This is a genomic window from Marinobacter sp. 2_MG-2023 (genome assembly GCF_030546935.1).
Taxonomy (GTDB): Bacteria; Pseudomonadota; Gammaproteobacteria; order Pseudomonadales; family Oleiphilaceae; genus Marinobacter.
The window spans coordinates 230,892-246,542 of sequence record NZ_JAUOPH010000005.1; the positions used below are offsets into that span (position 1 = coordinate 230,892).

The 15,651-nt window shown below is 52.4% G+C and carries 14 protein-coding genes; 9 read left to right on the plus strand and 5 right to left on the minus strand.

Going from position 1 to position 15,651, the window contains the following annotated elements:
• Positions 1-22: 22 nt before the first annotated feature.
• The 4 genes from Q4501_RS14840 to prpR form a co-directional block, all read right to left on the minus strand.
• Positions 23-1,330, minus strand: coding sequence for a TRAP transporter large permease subunit (locus tag Q4501_RS14840; RefSeq protein WP_303597042.1), 1,308 nt, complete (start codon positions 1,328-1,330; stop codon positions 23-25).
• Between the two features lie 4 nt (positions 1,331-1,334).
• Positions 1,335-1,841, minus strand: coding sequence for a TRAP transporter small permease subunit (locus Q4501_RS14845; protein ID WP_292273255.1), 507 nt, complete (start codon positions 1,839-1,841; stop codon positions 1,335-1,337).
• Positions 1,842-1,893: 52 nt separating this feature from the next.
• Positions 1,894-3,504, minus strand: a complete 1,611-nt coding sequence (locus Q4501_RS14850) for a long-chain fatty acid--CoA ligase (RefSeq protein WP_303597043.1) — start codon at positions 3,502-3,504, stop codon at positions 1,894-1,896.
• Positions 3,505-3,718: 214 nt separating this feature from the next.
• On the minus strand, positions 3,719-5,680 hold the full coding sequence (prpR, locus tag Q4501_RS14855) for a propionate catabolism operon regulatory protein PrpR (RefSeq protein WP_303597044.1): 1,962 nt from the start codon (positions 5,678-5,680) through the stop codon (positions 3,719-3,721).
• Positions 5,681-5,915: 235 nt separating this feature from the next.
• Here prpR and Q4501_RS14860 point away from each other — a divergent pair, with 235 nt between their 5' ends.
• From Q4501_RS14860 to Q4501_RS14900, 9 genes are all read left to right on the plus strand, one after another.
• A complete protein-coding gene (locus Q4501_RS14860; RefSeq protein ID WP_303597045.1) occupies positions 5,916-6,980 on the plus strand; it encodes a phosphotransferase family protein in 1,065 nt (354 codons plus the stop codon).
• Positions 6,977-7,366 carry a DUF6285 domain-containing protein gene (locus tag Q4501_RS14865; RefSeq protein ID WP_303597046.1) on the plus strand — a complete coding sequence of 130 codons (390 nt, stop codon included), beginning with the start codon at positions 6,977-6,979 and terminating at the stop codon, positions 7,364-7,366. Before Q4501_RS14860 ends, Q4501_RS14865 begins: the two co-directional genes overlap by 4 nt.
• Positions 7,366-8,088 (plus strand): histidine phosphatase family protein, encoded by a 723-nt coding sequence (locus Q4501_RS14870; RefSeq protein WP_303597047.1) that lies wholly within the window; start codon positions 7,366-7,368, stop codon positions 8,086-8,088. The genes Q4501_RS14865 and Q4501_RS14870 overlap by 1 nt, the downstream gene beginning before the upstream one ends.
• Positions 8,089-8,146: 58 nt before the next feature.
• Complete coding sequence (locus Q4501_RS14875; RefSeq protein WP_303597048.1) at positions 8,147-9,325, plus strand: acyl-CoA dehydrogenase family protein; 1,179 nt, start codon at positions 8,147-8,149, stop codon at positions 9,323-9,325.
• Positions 9,326-9,327: 2 nt separating this feature from the next.
• Positions 9,328-10,101 carry an SDR family NAD(P)-dependent oxidoreductase gene (locus Q4501_RS14880; RefSeq protein WP_303597049.1) on the plus strand — a complete coding sequence of 258 codons (774 nt, stop codon included), beginning with the start codon at positions 9,328-9,330 and terminating at the stop codon, positions 10,099-10,101.
• A 168-nt stretch (positions 10,102-10,269) separates the two neighbouring features.
• On the plus strand, positions 10,270-11,034 hold the full coding sequence (locus tag Q4501_RS14885) for an alpha/beta fold hydrolase (RefSeq protein ID WP_303597050.1): 765 nt from the start codon (positions 10,270-10,272) through the stop codon (positions 11,032-11,034).
• On the plus strand, positions 11,027-11,791 hold the full coding sequence (locus Q4501_RS14890; protein WP_303597051.1) for an acetoacetate decarboxylase family protein: 765 nt from the start codon (positions 11,027-11,029) through the stop codon (positions 11,789-11,791). Before Q4501_RS14885 ends, Q4501_RS14890 begins: the two co-directional genes overlap by 8 nt.
• Positions 11,792-12,027: 236 nt before the next feature.
• Positions 12,028-12,918: an alpha/beta fold hydrolase gene (locus tag Q4501_RS14895; RefSeq protein ID WP_303597052.1), complete on the plus strand. Its 891-nt coding sequence runs from the start codon at positions 12,028-12,030 to the stop codon at positions 12,916-12,918.
• A 24-nt stretch (positions 12,919-12,942) separates the two neighbouring features.
• Positions 12,943-13,956, plus strand: coding sequence for an NAD(P)-dependent alcohol dehydrogenase (locus Q4501_RS14900; RefSeq protein WP_303597053.1), 1,014 nt, complete (start codon positions 12,943-12,945; stop codon positions 13,954-13,956).
• Positions 13,957-14,846: 890 nt separating this feature from the next.
• Here the strand turns inward: Q4501_RS14900 and Q4501_RS14905 are convergent.
• A complete protein-coding gene (locus Q4501_RS14905; protein ID WP_303597054.1) occupies positions 14,847-15,614 on the minus strand; it encodes a FadR/GntR family transcriptional regulator in 768 nt (255 codons plus the stop codon).
• Between the last annotated feature and the right edge of the window lie 37 nt (positions 15,615-15,651).

Sequence of the window (15,651 nt, forward strand, 5' to 3'; positions counted from 1 at the left end):
TCTCTCGTTGTTGTAAGAGGTATCAGTCTTTAGTGAGTAAGCTCACGCCTTCCGTAAGGATGGAAGGAAACGCGAGGAGAAAAATTCCGAAAAGAACCATTAATACGACATACGGCAGCACACTTTTATAAAGGTCCAGGATAGGGGTATGCGGGCTGAGGGTTTTGAGATAGAAGATGTTGTAGCCAAAGGGCGGTGAAATGTAACCCACGCAAAGGTTCAGCTGAAAGAGAACGGCGAACCAAATGGGGTCGAAGCCAAGCTCCACAACAACTGGCATAAAGATTGGCATCACCAGCAGAATAATGCCGATGGGGTCCAGAAACATTCCGAGAATGAATCCTGCCCCCTGCATAACCAAAATGAGAAGCCAGGGAGAGATTTCGAGAGACAACAAAAATGACTGCACAAAGTTGATGCCGTTGGCAGCCGAATAAACGGAAACAAACGCACTGGCGCCGAAAATAATCCAAAGAACCATACCGCTCATAGTGGCGGTCGAATAACTGACATCCTTGATAAAACTCCAGTTAAGTTCACCTCGCATGGCAATTGCGGCTAGAACTGCCGCGGCGCCCACCGCTGACGCTTCTGTTGGCGTTGCCATGCCAAGGAATATCGACAGCAGCACCACCGAAATAATGGCCATTGGAAGAACAATGGAGCGGAGCGAGCGAAGTTTCTCACTCATGGGGACGCTTTCAGAGGAGGCGGGTGCTTTTTCAGGCTGCAGCTTTGCCGTGATGATGACATAACCAAGAATAACAACCAGCATCCCCAGCCCTGCAATCAAGCCACCCATGAACAGCTTGCCGATGGAAAGCCCGGTACTCATGCCGATAACGATCAATGTGATGGAGGGCGGGATCAGAATGCCTAGAGTGCCCGCTGCTCCGATCGTGCCAAGTACGAGTTTTTTATCGTAGCCGTGCTTTTCCATGGCAGGCATTCCCACCATGCCTGTTGTTAGCGTGGAGGCCGCACAGCTGCCGGTCATGGCAGAAAGAAGCGAGGCGAAACCGGTGGTGCCCACGAGTAGCCCACCGTTAACTTTTCCGGACCAAAGGTAAAATGCTTGGTATAGGTCGGTCGCTATTTTCGACTTCCCGAGTGATATCCCCATCATGACGAACAAAGGGATGGCGGCAAGTGAGATCGACCACATACTGGCAAAAGTGGCAGACAGGATAGGGAACAGGCCGCTTGTGCCGTTCATGATCAATATAAAAATAGTAGCGACTGCACCTAGAGCGAAAGCGAGCGACACGCCAGCTATAATAAAGGCTAGCAGAAGACCAAACATACCAGCGGTTAAAAGTTCTGGTGACATGGGCTTACCCTTTGCTTTGTTGTTTTGGATTGACGAATTGGATTGCAGATGTCATCAGGCCGCTCAGACCCTGGATCAGAATGAGAGTTGTCCCAATAAAGAGGGCCAGATTCACCGGCCACATAGGGTGGCGTAAAGCGCTGGCATCCAATTCGTTGAACTCCCAGGCATCCAGGAAATAAAACCAGGCCTCGTAGGTCAGGGCCGTAGTCCAGATGGCCAAGGCCACATAATTGAGCATGTCCGCAAAGGCATTCCACCGGGGGGACCGGGTATTAAGGAGTACATCGACGCGTACGTGCCCGCCTTTGATCAGGGTGTAGGCTCCGATCAGGATGAAGTAGGCCGCAAAGACACGTTGCGTGTAACCAGGAGCCCATACCGACGGAGCGTTGAAGACGTATCTCGCGATGACTTCGTAAACTACGATAGCCATACCTATGAACACGAAAAAACTGAATAGCTTTCCGACGATCAAGTTGAACGTTTCAATGATTCTTAGAGGATTCATAGCGTTCTCTATTATTTTAATGGGAACTCTTATTCATTCTGTTCGTGAGGCATCAGGCCCACTGGTAGCGGTTAAAGTTTTCGCGCAGCATTTTCTTGCTCACTTTGCCGGTGGCGGTATGAGGCAGGGTGTCAACAAACTCACATGCATTCGGTATCCACCACTTGGGGATCTTCCCTTCAAGGAAACTCAATAGCTGCTCAGGAGTTAGTGAGGGATAAGAGTCTTCAGGTACAACAACGAGGAGAGGTCGCTCACTCCAGTGCTGATGAGCAACGCCGATGACGACAGCTTCGCGAACACCGGGGTGTGCCATGATTGCATTTTCAATTTCGATGGAACTGATCCATTCCCCTCCGGATTTGATTACGTCTTTTACCCTGTCTGTGATGCGCATATACCCCAAGGAGTCAATGGTTGCTACGTCGCCGGTATTGAACCAGTCATGCTCTCGGGATTTGCCATAGTAGGCGCTGCATGCCCATGGACCGCGGATTTCCAGAACGCCGGTTGTTACTCCGTCGTGGGGCAAGGCATTCCCGTCTTCATCAACGATGCGCATCTGGATTCCGAACAATGGACGGCCGGATTTCAGGCGCTGGTCTGCCCGGGCCGCGTCGGGAAGTCGATTGTGTTCGGGTAGGTAGCGGTTGTAGCTTCCGATAGGGCTGAGTTCCGTCATACCCCAACCGTTTTCCAGTCTGACGCCATGGCGATCCATTTCGTCATACAGTTTTAATGCGCCTGCAGCGCCTCCGATAACGCCTCTGTTGAGGCTTGGGACGCGAGTGCCGGTGGCATTCAGGAACTGGTTAATGCCACTCCAGAGTGTCGGAACGGCGAGAGAGAAAGTAACTTGCTCCTGGTTGATAAGATCAGTCATCGCCTGTGCGTCCGATACCTGTGGGCCAGGCATTACCAGAGCTGCTCCAGCCATGGGGGCGCTGTACGGCATACACCAGGCATTGACGTGAAACATGGGTACCAGAGGCATTACAACGTCTTCAGATGTAAGGCCCAGTTGGCTCGCCATGTTTTGTGACATGCATTGCAAAACAATGCTTCGATGACTCCCCAATACCCCTTTTGGATCGCCCGTGGTGCCAGACGTATAGCACAGGTTGCTGGCGCGGTTTTCATCCAGAGTGGGCCAGTCATAACTGTCCTGTTCCCGGTTGAGCAGGCTCTCATAGGCTTGCAGATTCGGTAAGGTGCTCTGAGGCAGGTTGTTGGCCGAGCATAGCGCTATCCAGTGTTTTACTGACGGAAGATCGCCTTGCATCGCTTCGATCACCGGAATGAATTCCGGGTCGATGAACAACGCTTCGTTCTGTGCGTCGTTAATAATAAATTTGACCTGGTCCGTGAACAGTTTCGGGTTGATGGTGTGACAGATGCGGCCGGTGCAGGGGACAGCGTAGTGCAGCTCGAAATGCCGATGGTCGTTCCAGGCAAGAGTGCCGACTCTTGCTTCGGGGGCGAGCTCCAGACGGTCCAGAGCGTTTGCCAGTTTGGCTACTCGAACGAAGGCGTCGTGGTAGGTCAGTCTGGTTATATCGCCATTTGCACCGCGGGAAATAAGCTTGTTCTCTGCGGCGATCATTTCCGCATGGGACATTATTGTTGTGATGCTAAGAGGGGCATCCATCATTAAACCTTTCAAGACAGGCCTCCGGTTGTTGTTTTAAAAGGGCGACTTCGCGTTGCCAGGGTACGATCATTAATCTGTCGAGATCGAAGTGAGCAAAATGCATGCCCGTTTGTGACGATGCGCTGAAACCCGCGGTTGGAGGGGCGGGGCCCGTAAAGGGGGGCGGTGTTTCGAGGTGGTCTTGTTTCAAATCTGAAACGTGTGTTGCATTTTTTGACTGAGCGTTTCAGTTTTGAGTTTTGGCTTGGGGCTGGCGAAGCCTGCGCCAGAGGGTCGACCGGCTGATCCCCAGCGCTTTTGCAGTTTTTGTCATATCGCCATCGTGGGCGTCGAGGGTTTCCTGGATGAGCGTTATCTCGGCGGCCTTGCCGAAATTGTGGAGGCTTTCCTTTGGAGCGTTTATTGCGTGATGCTCTTTAGCCACTGAGAACAGCTCTGGAAACAGGGCTTCAAGTGGTTTCGATTCGCCAGGGAACTGGCTCATTAGAAAGGTGCGCTCTATCAGGTTTTCGAGTTCACGAATATTGCCGCTCCACTGGTGGTTCATCAGGCGGGGCATGAGTGCATTCAGTATTTCATTAGCCGCCTGTTCCTGGTCGGTATTTCCCGCGGCGAGGTTTCTGGTTAGCAGTTTGGAGAGTAGTGGGATATCGGAGGTGCGCTTGCGCAAGGGCGGTATCGATATTCTGAGGATGTTAAGGCGGTAGAATAGGTCTTCACGAAACCGGTTATTGGCGATTTCTTGTTTCAGATCCCTGTGGGTGGCTGCAATGACTCTGATATTGATGGGGGTGGGCTCGGAGCCGCCAAGGCGGAGTACCTGACGCTCTTGTAGAACTCGAAGCAAGCGAGTCTGAAGATGGATCGGCATATCGCCAATTTCATCGAGGAAAATAGTGCCGTTGTGTGCTGCCTCGAACAGCCCCGGTTTCCCGCCTTTGCGGGTGCCGGTAAATGCTCCTTCGTCATACCCAAACAGTTCGCTTTCAAGCAGAGTTTCAGGGAAAGCTGCACAGTTAATCGCAACGAACGGCATCTGTTGTCTGCCGCTGGCGTTATGAATGCTTTGGGCAAACAGCTCTTTGCCAGTGCCGGTCTCTCCGGTAATTAACACAGTCGAGTTGGAGTGGGCGTACAATTTTGCTAGCTGGATCGCTTGCTGAAATGCCTGTTCCTCGCCGGTCAGTTGTTCAAAGTGGTATTTGGCAATGAAATGGCTTGGGCGACTTTGGGAGCGTAATCGACGCTCCGCGCGCTGGATTTCCCGTATTTCCTGACATGTCAGTATTGCTCCGTCTATCTGCCCTTCTTCCATTATAGGAAGTACGCTTATGGCCAGGCGCTGACTTCCTCTAAGGCTCAGGTGGCTTTCAATCGCGGCTCCCTTTTTCAGTACGCCATTTATATCGATGTCGGGGAAGTGTTCGGTGGCGCGATCTCCGATGGAGATTGGCTGATCAGGTTGTAACAGGGTGTTCATGCTGCTATTAACGGAAAAGACTGTGCCTGTTGCGTCCAGTGCAATGACCCCTTCACTAAGATTTTTCAGAACCGCATGAATGCGCCGGTGTTTTTGGGCTTCGGCTGCGCGGCTGTGGCATATCGCGAGCGCATCATCGAGTGTCAGGCGAACTGCGTCAGCATTTATGGCGAAGACACCTTCTGCGCCAGCGGCTTCCGCCAGCTCAACGACTGTTGGGGAGCCGATTATTACGCGATAGCCTTGATCAACAAGCGAGCGGACTTTTTCGCGAGCTTCCTGTAGCGAGGTGTAAACAGCCTGTGAAACTTCGACCGTAAATAGTGAGGACATTTCCTCAAGCTCTTTCAAGGTACGCTGGTGCGTGAGAATGCCGGCTTTGGTGCCGCGCTCCCTGGCAAGATTGATGGCGCGGATAAGGTCGTACTCACCCATCCTGAACGAGAGAATGGTGATAGAAATTTTCTTCCGCAAAAACTCCGCAGACGCGCTGGAGCAAATCAGTATGTCCGCGCGCTGTTCCCGCTCTATTGATTTGGCCGTTGCAAGCAGTTTATCGACCGATGTCTCAACAATCTGTATATCCGCTTGTTGTTCATAGCGAGGCAGTATTTCGTTCAGCGTCAGCGTTAACTTGCTCGGATGACCGTCGAAAGTGAGATGGTTGATCAGAGCGATGATGCGCGGTTTGTGGGGCCCTGTGGCCATGATGGGTACGCCTTCCTTTGCATGGAGTAAGGGGAATAGTAGCTCGGATTAAGTTGTTTCAAAAGTGAAATTATGTGTTTCACGATTGCGCCAGAATAGAGGCGTGTTTTTCTCCCTCCTTTTCGTGGATTTCATAAAATAATGATTTAACTGAATTTATTTTTGACTCTCTTTGTTGGCCTAGAGTTTGCTCAACGCAGTTTATGGAAACGTATCTACGAAAAGAGAGTATCTAATGGATGTTGCACAAAGTGGCCCAAGTTCACAGCATCGTATAGAGGGCGACCGTTGGGAGTGGCAGGAAAGTCTGGAGCGTTATTTATCTGGGGTTCTGCAGGGGAGCCATGTACAGATCACCAACATGGAGTTGCTCTCCGGGGGCGCCATCCAGGAAAACTGGTTGTTGTATGTACAGGTATGTGGTGGCTCCAAAGCCGGAGAGCACCGCTGGGTATTACGGACCGACTCCCTGTCTGTAGTGGATGTAAGTATGTCCAGGGCGGACGAGTATGCCGTACTTAAAACGGTCCATGAAGCAGGTGTCGATGTGCCTACACCCTTCTGGCTCTGCAGAGACCCGGGTGTTATTGGTCGCGAGTTTTTTGTCATGCAAGCGGTTGGTGGCACCGCTGCAGGCCATCGGTTGGTTAAAGATGATGCCCTTGTGCCTGACCGAGCCGCTCTATGTCGGGAACTTGGGCGCAATCTGGCGAAGCTGCATTCCATAAAGCCGCCTCAGCAGGCGCTTGGTTTCTTGCCCTCACCGACTGAAGATCCGGCTCAGGCAACCATTGAGCAATACCTGGGATTTCTGGATGAGTTGCCTTGGGCCTTTCCCGTTATCGAGTGGGGGTTGCGGTGGCTTCGCCTTAACAAACCTGCTCCTGTTGAATCCTGCCTTATTCACAGAGATTTTCGCACCGGTAACTTCATGGTGGATCAAGGTGCAGTGTCAGGCATCCTCGATTGGGAGTTCACCGCATGGGGAGACTGGCGTGAGGACCTGGGATGGTTGACCGCAAAATGCTGGCGGTTCGGCAGGAATGAGAACGTTGCGGGTGGTGTTGGCGCTCTGAGCGATGTAATGGCTGGGTACTCGGAAGTGTGCCCCCGAGAAATATCATCGGAAGAACTCCGATATTGGCAGGTTATGGCGCACGTCCGCTGGGCCATAGTGGCCGTCCAGCAGGCCGAACGGCACCTTTCCGGGAAACAGTATTCGCTGGAGCTTGCTCTCACCGGACGGCTGGTACCAGAGGTTGAATACAATATTCTAACATTGACTGGAGGTCATCCATGAATCGTCCAGATGCATGTGAGTTGCTTGAGGTGGCACGGGAAACTCTGCTGAAGGATGTCTTTTCAGCGGTACCGGAGAACCTGCGTTACGAGGTGCGCATGATCGCCAGCGCAATGGGGATTGCGGCTCGCGAAGCGAAAAGTGGAGTGAATGTCAGTCAGAATGAGGTTGCCGCCTATACAGATATCTTGTCAGACGCCTTAAGCGTTGATCCAGTATCGCTGGAGAGTTCCCGGCAGACCATGAAAGAAGCAATCCGGGCAGGCTCTTTCGACGCTCCAGGACAAAAACAGGAGCAGCTGCAGGCAGTTTTGCACAAGGCTGTGGTGAATGCGCTGGCTATCAGCAACCCTAAAGTTGTGCATCCGTCCAAGAGGGCAAGCTGATGTCCTCGACTCCGAATCGTTACCAAGGGTTAGGTCGTCGTCGCCTTTACCTGGTCCGGCACGGACACGTTAACTATTTCGATGCTGCAGGTCATCCATTGGACCCAAGGTCTGTGCCGCTGTCTGCTGATGGTGAGGCTCAGGTGCAGGCTCTGAACCGCATCCTGCAGGGCGTGACATTCGACAGAGCCTTCAGCTCAGACTATCCCCGGGCAGTTCAGACCCTTGATATGGTTTTGGCAGGTCGATCAGATTCGTGTGCCACAGAATCAACCGCTGCCTTGCGAGAGATTCGGGCGGGGCGGCTCAGTAAGATGCCTCCGGAATCATACGACACAGAAGTGGCCGAAGCTTATCACTGGTCGCAACACCCTGAAGCTGGATTTCTGAGAGGTGAGCGTTGGGATGATTTCGGCGCTCGGGTCCTTGAATGGTTCGGCACTTTGCTTGCGGACACGAGTTGGCAGAGCGCTGTTATCGCCAGCCATGACGCCGTCAACCGGGTGCTGATCTCGTGGCTGATGAGCGGGGACCTGTCATCGCTACCGCTTATTGAGCAGGACCATGCGTGCCTCAATATTGTGGATGTAGATCAGCCAATTGCTGATGGTTCAGTCAAAGCGTACCTGCGCCTCCTTAACCATACTCCATACAACCCTATTAAATCCGGTGAGCGCTCGACGGTTATGGAGCGGATAACTCAATCCATGTTGTCGATGTGACAACGGAGCCTGCTCACTTTGACCGGCTTAAAATAAATCCAATGATTGGGAAATAACGATGAATTTTGACTTAAGTGATGAGCTCAAAGCGTTGCAAGCGAAGGTTCGCAGCTTTATCCGGGACGAGGTGATGCCTCTGGAATCCGATCCGCGCCAGACGCCACACGGTCCCACTGAAGAACTTCGAAATGATTTGGTGGCCCTTGCGCGTAAAAACGGACTGCTTACTTTGCATGCGTCACGGGAAATGGGCGGCGCCGAACTCTCTCATGTTGCGAAAGCTGTGATCTTCGAAGAGGCAGGATATTCGCCGCTCGGCCCCACAGCACTAAACGTTCATGCGCCGGATGAGGGCAACATCCACCTGATGGATGTGGTCGCTTTAGAGGCACAGAAAGAGCGCTGGCTACGACCATTGGTGGAAGGGAAAACCCGGTCTTGTTTTGCGATGACTGAACCTTCTCCGGGAGCAGGGTCGGACCCATCGATGCTTAACACGACGGCTGTCCGTGACGGCGATGATTATATTATCAATGGGAAGAAGTGGTTTATAACCGGTGCAGAGGGAGCCGCTTTTGCGATCATCATGGCGCGAACTGACGATGGAAACGCCACCATGTTTCTGACAGACACTGACAAGCCTGGTTTTAACGTTGACCGAATGATGGATGTGATGGACTCGTGCTTCACCGGCGGCCATGGCGTCGTGCGCATTGAGAATCTTAGAGTGCCAGCTAGCGATATCCTTGGCGAAATTGGCAAGGGATTTCGGTACGCGCAAGTTCGTTTGGCCCCGGCAAGGTTGACCCATTGCATGCGTTGGTTGGGAGCAGCTCAGCGAGCCCATGATGAAGCCTGTCGATATGCGAGCACACGTGAATCGTTTGGGAAACGCTTGGGTGATCATCAAGGCGTAGGCTTCATGCTGGCCGATAACGAAATGGATATGTTGACTACGCGCCTGTCCATCATGCACTGCGCATGGGTACTGGACAAAGGCGAGCGCGCAAACACCGAATCCAGTATGGCCAAGGTGATCAGTTCCGAAGGTATTTGGCGAGTAATTGACCGGAGTGTTCAGGTCCTCGGCGGGCAAGGGGTCTCCGGTGAAAACATCGTGGAGCGAATCTTTAAAGATGCCCGAGGCTTCCGCATTTACGACGGGCCGAACGAGGTTCACCGGATGAGTCTCGCAAGGAAAATTCTCGCCCGCCACACTGACAAATTGAAAGGTTAAACATGATAGACAAACATCATCTCTTCAGCCTTGCCGGGAAACGTGTACTGGTTACGGGGGCCTCTAGCGGGCTTGGGCGCCACTTCGCTAAAACACTGGCAAAAGCCGGCGCTCAGGTTGTTGTGGGCGCGCGTCGGGTTGATCGCCTTCAGGAGCTGGTTGCGGATATCCGCAGTGAGGGCGGTGCTGCACTGGCATTGCCACTGGATGTCGCCTCACGGGCGTCAGTTGTTGCCTGTCTTGACGAGCTATGCCGTCAGTATGGCGGGATTGATGTTGTAGTGAACAACGCTGGCGTCAGCGATACAAAAGCGGCGCTGGAGTACACAGATGATGACTGGGACAGCATTGTGCAGACCAACCTCAAGGGTGCCTGGATCGTAGCTCAGGAAAGCGCCCGAAGAATGGCGCAGAGTGACGGTGGCAGTATTGTGAACGTTACCTCCATTCTGGCCACCCGTCTGGCAGGTGGTGTCGGGCCCTACTGCGCAGCCAAGGCTGGTCTGGCTCATTTGACCCGCTCTTTAGCGTTGGAACTGGCGCGCCATAACGTTCGAGTCAACTCATTGGCGCCGGGTTATGTAGTGACTGAAATCAACCAGGATTTTCTGGAAAGTGACGCGGGGGAACGGCTTAAAAAACGTATTCCTGCGAGAAGGTTCTGTCAGGTCCAGGACCTGGATGGTGCGCTACTGCTTCTTGCTTCTGATGCGGGAAGAGCAATGACGGGTTCTGAAATTGTGGTTGATAACGGTCACGCTTGCTCGGGCTTGTAAAGCCCGACCAGAGCCGGCGTGATCAAATAAAGACAAAATTTTCTGGAATTATCCATTGGATAGTTGGGGAGGTGTAAAACAGCAAAATTAAACACATCGCATTCAGTGAACCGAGGATAAAAGCAAACCTCAGAAACAATAATCACAAGAACAAGAGGAAAGCCACCAATGAACGGCATCGCAGCAATAGAAGGTTCAGGGGCGCAACGCGTCCTTGTGTTACACGGGTGGGCGCTGGACAGCAATGTCTGGCTCGATACCCGTGCGTTGGTCGACGATACACGTTTCACCTACGCCTACTTCGATTTCCCCGGGTATGGCTCCAATCGCTCAGTCCCCTCCGCCGAAGGAATGGAAGGAATGGCAGCGTCAGCGCTTGCTGCCGCAGATTCGCTGGGGTGGGATCACTTCAATATTCTCGGCCATTCAATGGGTGGGGCAGCGGCGTTGCGAGTGGCAACTCTTGCGCCGGAACGAGTCTCCGCCGTCGTAGCGCTGACTCCCGTATCTCCTCAGGGAACTCCGCTGGATGAGGCGACCTATGATTCTTTTAGATCAGCATGGGAAGATCCGGGCCCTGTATTAAAGGGTCTCGCACCTCACTTGACCACAGAACAATTGGACACCATCGTCGGAAACACGCGAGCGACGATGAATCAGTCTGTGTGGGAAGCTTATCTTGCGAACTGGACTAAGGCGGATTTTTTCAAAACGCTAAAAAACTGTTCTGCTCCTGTCTCTCTTGCTTACGGTGACAGTGATCCGTTCGTGACGGCTCAATACCTTTCAGACACTGCAGCTTTACTGCGTGAGGGTACGTTACTGGGTATTGATAAGGCTGGACATTACCCGATGATTGAAAACCCCCGGGAAACTGTACAGCTTTGGGAAAGTGCGTTTATTCAAGCTGCAAAAGGAGAGAGTAATGTTTGAGACAAGCAAGCCATATCGCGGTATGCCTGCGTCCGTATGGACACCTCCAACGCCGCAACTTATCCGTGGGGCTAGAATGCTGATTGTTGGTTATGAAGCCAATCCGGAGGCTCTCAAGGCAGTGCTTCCTGAAGGCTTAAAGCCTCATCCCAATAACATGGTCCAGATGAATATGTATGAAATCGAGGCCAGTAACACCAGTGGGTTTGGGGCTTTTTCTTTGACATATCTAACGGTTGAGGTCGAGGGTCACGATAGCCTGGCGGCTGAGGGTACGCTCCCAATTCCGGGTCGATTTTTCGCATACTACTGGAATAGCTCTCCACGTGTCCTGGCATACGCACGCGAGGCGGCGGGAATTCCGGCTATGCACGGGGTAAGACGAGCCGAGACCGTCGACGGACGCCTTGTGTCTACGCTCGCGGTCGACGGTAAGGATGTCATCACTGCACGCGCAACCGTTACTGACACTCCGGCTGGTACTCTTGGGGGGCATCTCAACTATTATGCCCATCGTGAGTTTCCGCGCCCCGAAGGCGGCAGTGCAGCCATAAGTGAATTAATAGAACTTCCGCTCCCCTTTGTGGCCGACCTTTACGAAGCAAAAGTTGACGATATTTCGTTCAACTTCCCTAGCGGCCACCCGGCCGCCAGCTTGGCTCCCGTATCGCCTCTTAGTACACCATCGGTGCTCTATGGGGATGTCACATTCACTTATTCAATGGGAAGACAAGTCAAAAACTACCTCCAAGTATGAGGTAATTAAACACGCTTGGAGGATGACGTCTCTGAAGTAGCATGTGCAATCTCACGGAAGGAGGATTGCACGTGTATGAAGTGGAGGGGGCGTTTTTTACCGAACACCCGCGAGAAGGTTAAGGCGAGCCTGAATCGGGTTGCCAGCCCCTCGTCGTTGCAAGGCATGCATCAGGTTTGACTTACGCTAAGAGTCTCGATGTCAGAGTCCAAAACCGACAAAAAAAGGAATGACAAATGACTGAAATTATAAAAACAGTTGATATTGCCCATCTGGGCGGCTCGAAAGTTGGCTACAGGTTTGGTAAGTCGTACGATCCGTCGTTACCAACGCTTATCATGAACAATTCGTTCACGACGTCAGCGGAGTTGTTCAGGCCACAATTTGCAGACCCAAAGCTGATGAAGGTGGCCAATCTTCTTGCCATTGAACCTTATGGCCATGGCAAAACCTATCCGAAATATCGACAATTCACGTATTGGGACAGCGCCATTGCGAATATTCAAGTGCTCGATGCCCTTGGTATCGCTGAAGCATTTGCTCTAGGGACGTCGCAGGGCGGTTGGATTGTGACGCAGACAGCGATGCTTGCTCCGGACCGGATCAAGGGGATCATTCCGCTCGGCACATCGATGGATAATGAGAGTCAGCTTAGCCGTAAGTTGGGTTGTTGGGACGGTATAGATTTTTGTACCCCCGCCATCGATGCTCTAGCAGAACCTGTTACTGATGACTGGACGGTACCGGAAGAATTCGTTGTGGGCGTTCTCGACGCGGGGCTGGGCGATACGGTGACCCCAGAGGATCGCGCATTCTGGCTTGATGAGTACCGACGGAACTACAAAGGGGATGCGGGGCGTGAACGCTTGCGTACAGCTTCCATTAATCTTCGTGACCGAGACAGTCTGCACGCACGCCTCGGCAGTGTCACCTGTCCTGTTCTCTGGATGCACGGTACCGCTGATACGGTGTACTCGGTCGCCAATGCTGAAGATGGGATTCGGCGATTTAGTCAGTCAGCAGACGCGCAGTTAAAAATCGTTGATGGCGGTCAGCATTTCCTGAGCGCATCTGATCCGCAGTATATCAATCCTGCGACTGTGGAATTTATTAATAAGTGGCGGTAACCACTGAACCACTACAGAGGGTATATGAAAACAATAAATCTGCGTGCCCCGGGCGGGCTTGATGCATTGGAAGTGAGGGAATCCCCAGATCCCGGGCAACCCGGGCCTGGGCAGATACGGGTGGCAATTCATGCCACCTCTTTAAATTACCATGACTTGCTGGTCGCCAATGGCAGTATCCCGACGGAGGATGGGCGCCTTCTAATGTCTGACGGAGCGGGGGTTGTTGAAGCTGTTGGTGAGGGGGTTGCAGAGTTTGAGGTGGGAGATCATGTTGTTTCCGGGTTTTTTCCGCAATGGCAGGATGGTCAAGCCTTTGATGGCGTAGGAAACTTCCGGGGGACCCCTGGCGACGGAATTGACGGCTTTGCTGCGGAGTACTCGGTCCAGGCGGCCACCAATTTCACTCGTGCCCCAGCTGGCTGGAGTCATGCAGAAGCAGCGACAATCACCACGGCTGGTCTGACAGCATGGCGGGCGCTGATAACAGAAGGGAGCCTGAAGGCGGGGCAGAGCGTTTTGCTCCTTGGCACGGGCGGGGTTTCAATCGCTGCTTTGCAAATAGCCAAAGCGATGGGTGCCAAAGTTTTCATTACTTCATCCTCAGACGAAAAGTTAGAAAGAGCCCGTGCACTCGGAGCGGATTCCACTATCAACTACCGACGTTATCCCGACTGGGCTAACCAGGTTCTCGCCCTAACCCAAGGGCGAGGGGTTGATCATGTTGTTGAGGTGGGCGGTCCGGGCACGTTAAGTCAGTCTATACAGGCGGTTTGCGTCGGTGGGCATGTTGCTCTTATTGGTGTTTTAACCGGGCGTGAAGGCCAGGTGCCCACGGGATTACTCATGGCGAAGCAAGCCCGGCTTCAAGGCCTGGTTGTTGGAAATCGTCGCCAGCAGCAGGAGTACGTCGCGGCTCTCGAGCAAAACGAACTACGCCCAGTGATCTATCAAAGCTTTCGTTTCGAACAATTGGCGGAAGCTTTCCGGCTCCAGGAAAGTGGCAGTCATTTTGGCAAGATTGTTGCCGAGTGGTGAGAGTCGTAATGAGCTGGAAAGCGGGAAATGATGCATTTAAGGCCTAATTTGCGTTGGACAATGCGAAGTGTTTTCGTTTTTCAATCCCGGCATGAAAGTGCCGGGATTATTTTTTAAGATTTTCGTCAGTCGTTGAATAGGTCCCGTCAGAGCTTGCACGGCACAAAACTAAAAAAGGCCCCACGCTCTCACGTAAGGCCTTGAAAAATATGGCGCGCCCGACAGGATTCGAACCTGTGACCCCTGCCTTCGGAGGGCACTATTTTGGCTCGGTTTAGAGTGGTGTGAGTCGGGTTAATGTCCGGCTTCTCAAGCACTTAGAGGCTTAGTTAGTCTTTTCGAAAACCCCTTTTAAAACCGTTATCTACACGGTCGAAGCCGATTCTGGGCACATAGATGTCTGGTTGCTTGTGTCCGAAAATTACCAGACTGACCTCTGCCTAATGTCTATTTCCCTGAGATTACTTACATATTTTACGTTGAGTAACAGATTCAATTCTGTTTGGTTCCGACTGTCCGCAATCGGACAAATTATACGCTAGTGACTGGAAATGTTGTTGGCGTAGTGGTGCCCTGAATGGGATTTCTTGTCGATTTTGGATGGACAGTCTCTAGTTATGCACACCCGATTTTGGGGGTGGTTACAACTACATTGAGCGGTTCAATAGTCCAATGATGCGAACGAGAACTACCGCTAAGGATCGGAAGTTGTTAACTGCTTTAAAATCGCCTGTGGAGACGGGGGGCGCTCTATTCTCTTTAGTAGCGTTTGCGAGAAGGCCTTTGAAATGGCCTCCGTTCTAGGTGGGGTGACTCTTGGCTACCGGGGGAACGCCGAATGATCCGCACGAGAGACAGAGGGGTGAAGTCAACTTTAGGAAAAAGGCTGATTAGCTATTGGTTGCACCAAGAAAATGTTGGCTAAGCTGTCCTTCAAGTTCGTGGTTGAAATGTTCAGCTGATTTCATGTGCTCATGCATGAGTTTACGGGCGCCAGACACATTACGGGCACGTATAGCTTCAAGTAGCTGCTTGTGATAGTTGCAATTGGCAGCGGAAAATTCGAGCTGCTCCGGTAGGGCCGATTTTTTGAAAATAAGCAAGTCTCGGAGCATGTCGTTTAAGAAGCGACCAATGAAGGCCAGCATAGGGTTGTCACATCGCTGAGCAAGAAGGATATGAAAATCGAGTTCGGCAATCCGCTGCTCAATGCGCTCTTCAAAGGTTTTCGGGGCGACCTCACACCGTTTGACAAGTGCGTCAAGGTCCTCTAGATCAGCTTCAGTCACGCGGGCTGTGGCCAGCGCTGCAATCTCCGGCTCAACCAATGTCCTGAGAGCGTAGATTTCAGGCCCTGTCGGTTGGTCAAAGTGCAAGAAGTTGCGCAGTAATTCACTGGCTTTGTCATAAGGGACTCGCTCAAGTATGGCGCCCCCGTTAGGGCCTGTGCGAACAGAGATCAGTCCCTGAACCTCAAGAGATTTTAGCGCCTCCCGCACTGTACCCTTGGAACACTCAAACTGCTCCATCAATTCCCGTTCATTCGGAAGTCTATCGCCTGGCTGAACTTTGTTTAGCGCCACCCAGCGTTTGACCGATTCAACAATTTGGTCAGATCGCTTTATCCGCTTGGGGATTCGTAGATTCTTATTGTTCATCTGGCCTCACTGCATGTCATTGGAGCGCTATTTTGCC

Bases quoted from the DNA above. Each gene is read 5' to 3' on its own strand.
- Q4501_RS14875 (WP_303597048.1), top strand. From the start codon at position 8,147: ATGAATTTTGACTTAAGTGATGAGCTCAAAGCGTTGCAAGCGAAGGTT.
- Q4501_RS14900 (WP_303597053.1), top strand. From the start codon at position 12,943: ATGAAAACAATAAATCTGCGTGCCCCGGGCGGGCTTGATGCATTGGAA.
- Q4501_RS14905 (WP_303597054.1), bottom strand. From the start codon at position 15,614: ATGAACAATAAGAATCTACGAATCCCCAAGCGGATAAAGCGATCTGAC.
- prpR (WP_303597044.1), bottom strand. From the start codon at position 5,680: ATGGCCACAGGGCCCCACAAACCGCGCATCATCGCTCTGATCAACCAT.
- Q4501_RS14890 (WP_303597051.1), top strand. From the start codon at position 11,027: ATGTTTGAGACAAGCAAGCCATATCGCGGTATGCCTGCGTCCGTATGG.
- Q4501_RS14865 (WP_303597046.1), top strand. From the start codon at position 6,977: ATGAATCGTCCAGATGCATGTGAGTTGCTTGAGGTGGCACGGGAAACT.
- Q4501_RS14870 (WP_303597047.1), top strand. From the start codon at position 7,366: ATGTCCTCGACTCCGAATCGTTACCAAGGGTTAGGTCGTCGTCGCCTT.
- Q4501_RS14880 (WP_303597049.1), top strand. From the start codon at position 9,328: ATGATAGACAAACATCATCTCTTCAGCCTTGCCGGGAAACGTGTACTG.
- Q4501_RS14885 (WP_303597050.1), top strand. From the start codon at position 10,270: ATGAACGGCATCGCAGCAATAGAAGGTTCAGGGGCGCAACGCGTCCTT.
- Q4501_RS14860 (WP_303597045.1), top strand. From the start codon at position 5,916: ATGGATGTTGCACAAAGTGGCCCAAGTTCACAGCATCGTATAGAGGGC.
- Q4501_RS14840 (WP_303597042.1), bottom strand. From the start codon at position 1,330: ATGTCACCAGAACTTTTAACCGCTGGTATGTTTGGTCTTCTGCTAGCC.
- Q4501_RS14845 (WP_292273255.1), bottom strand. From the start codon at position 1,841: ATGAATCCTCTAAGAATCATTGAAACGTTCAACTTGATCGTCGGAAAG.
- Q4501_RS14895 (WP_303597052.1), top strand. From the start codon at position 12,028: ATGACTGAAATTATAAAAACAGTTGATATTGCCCATCTGGGCGGCTCG.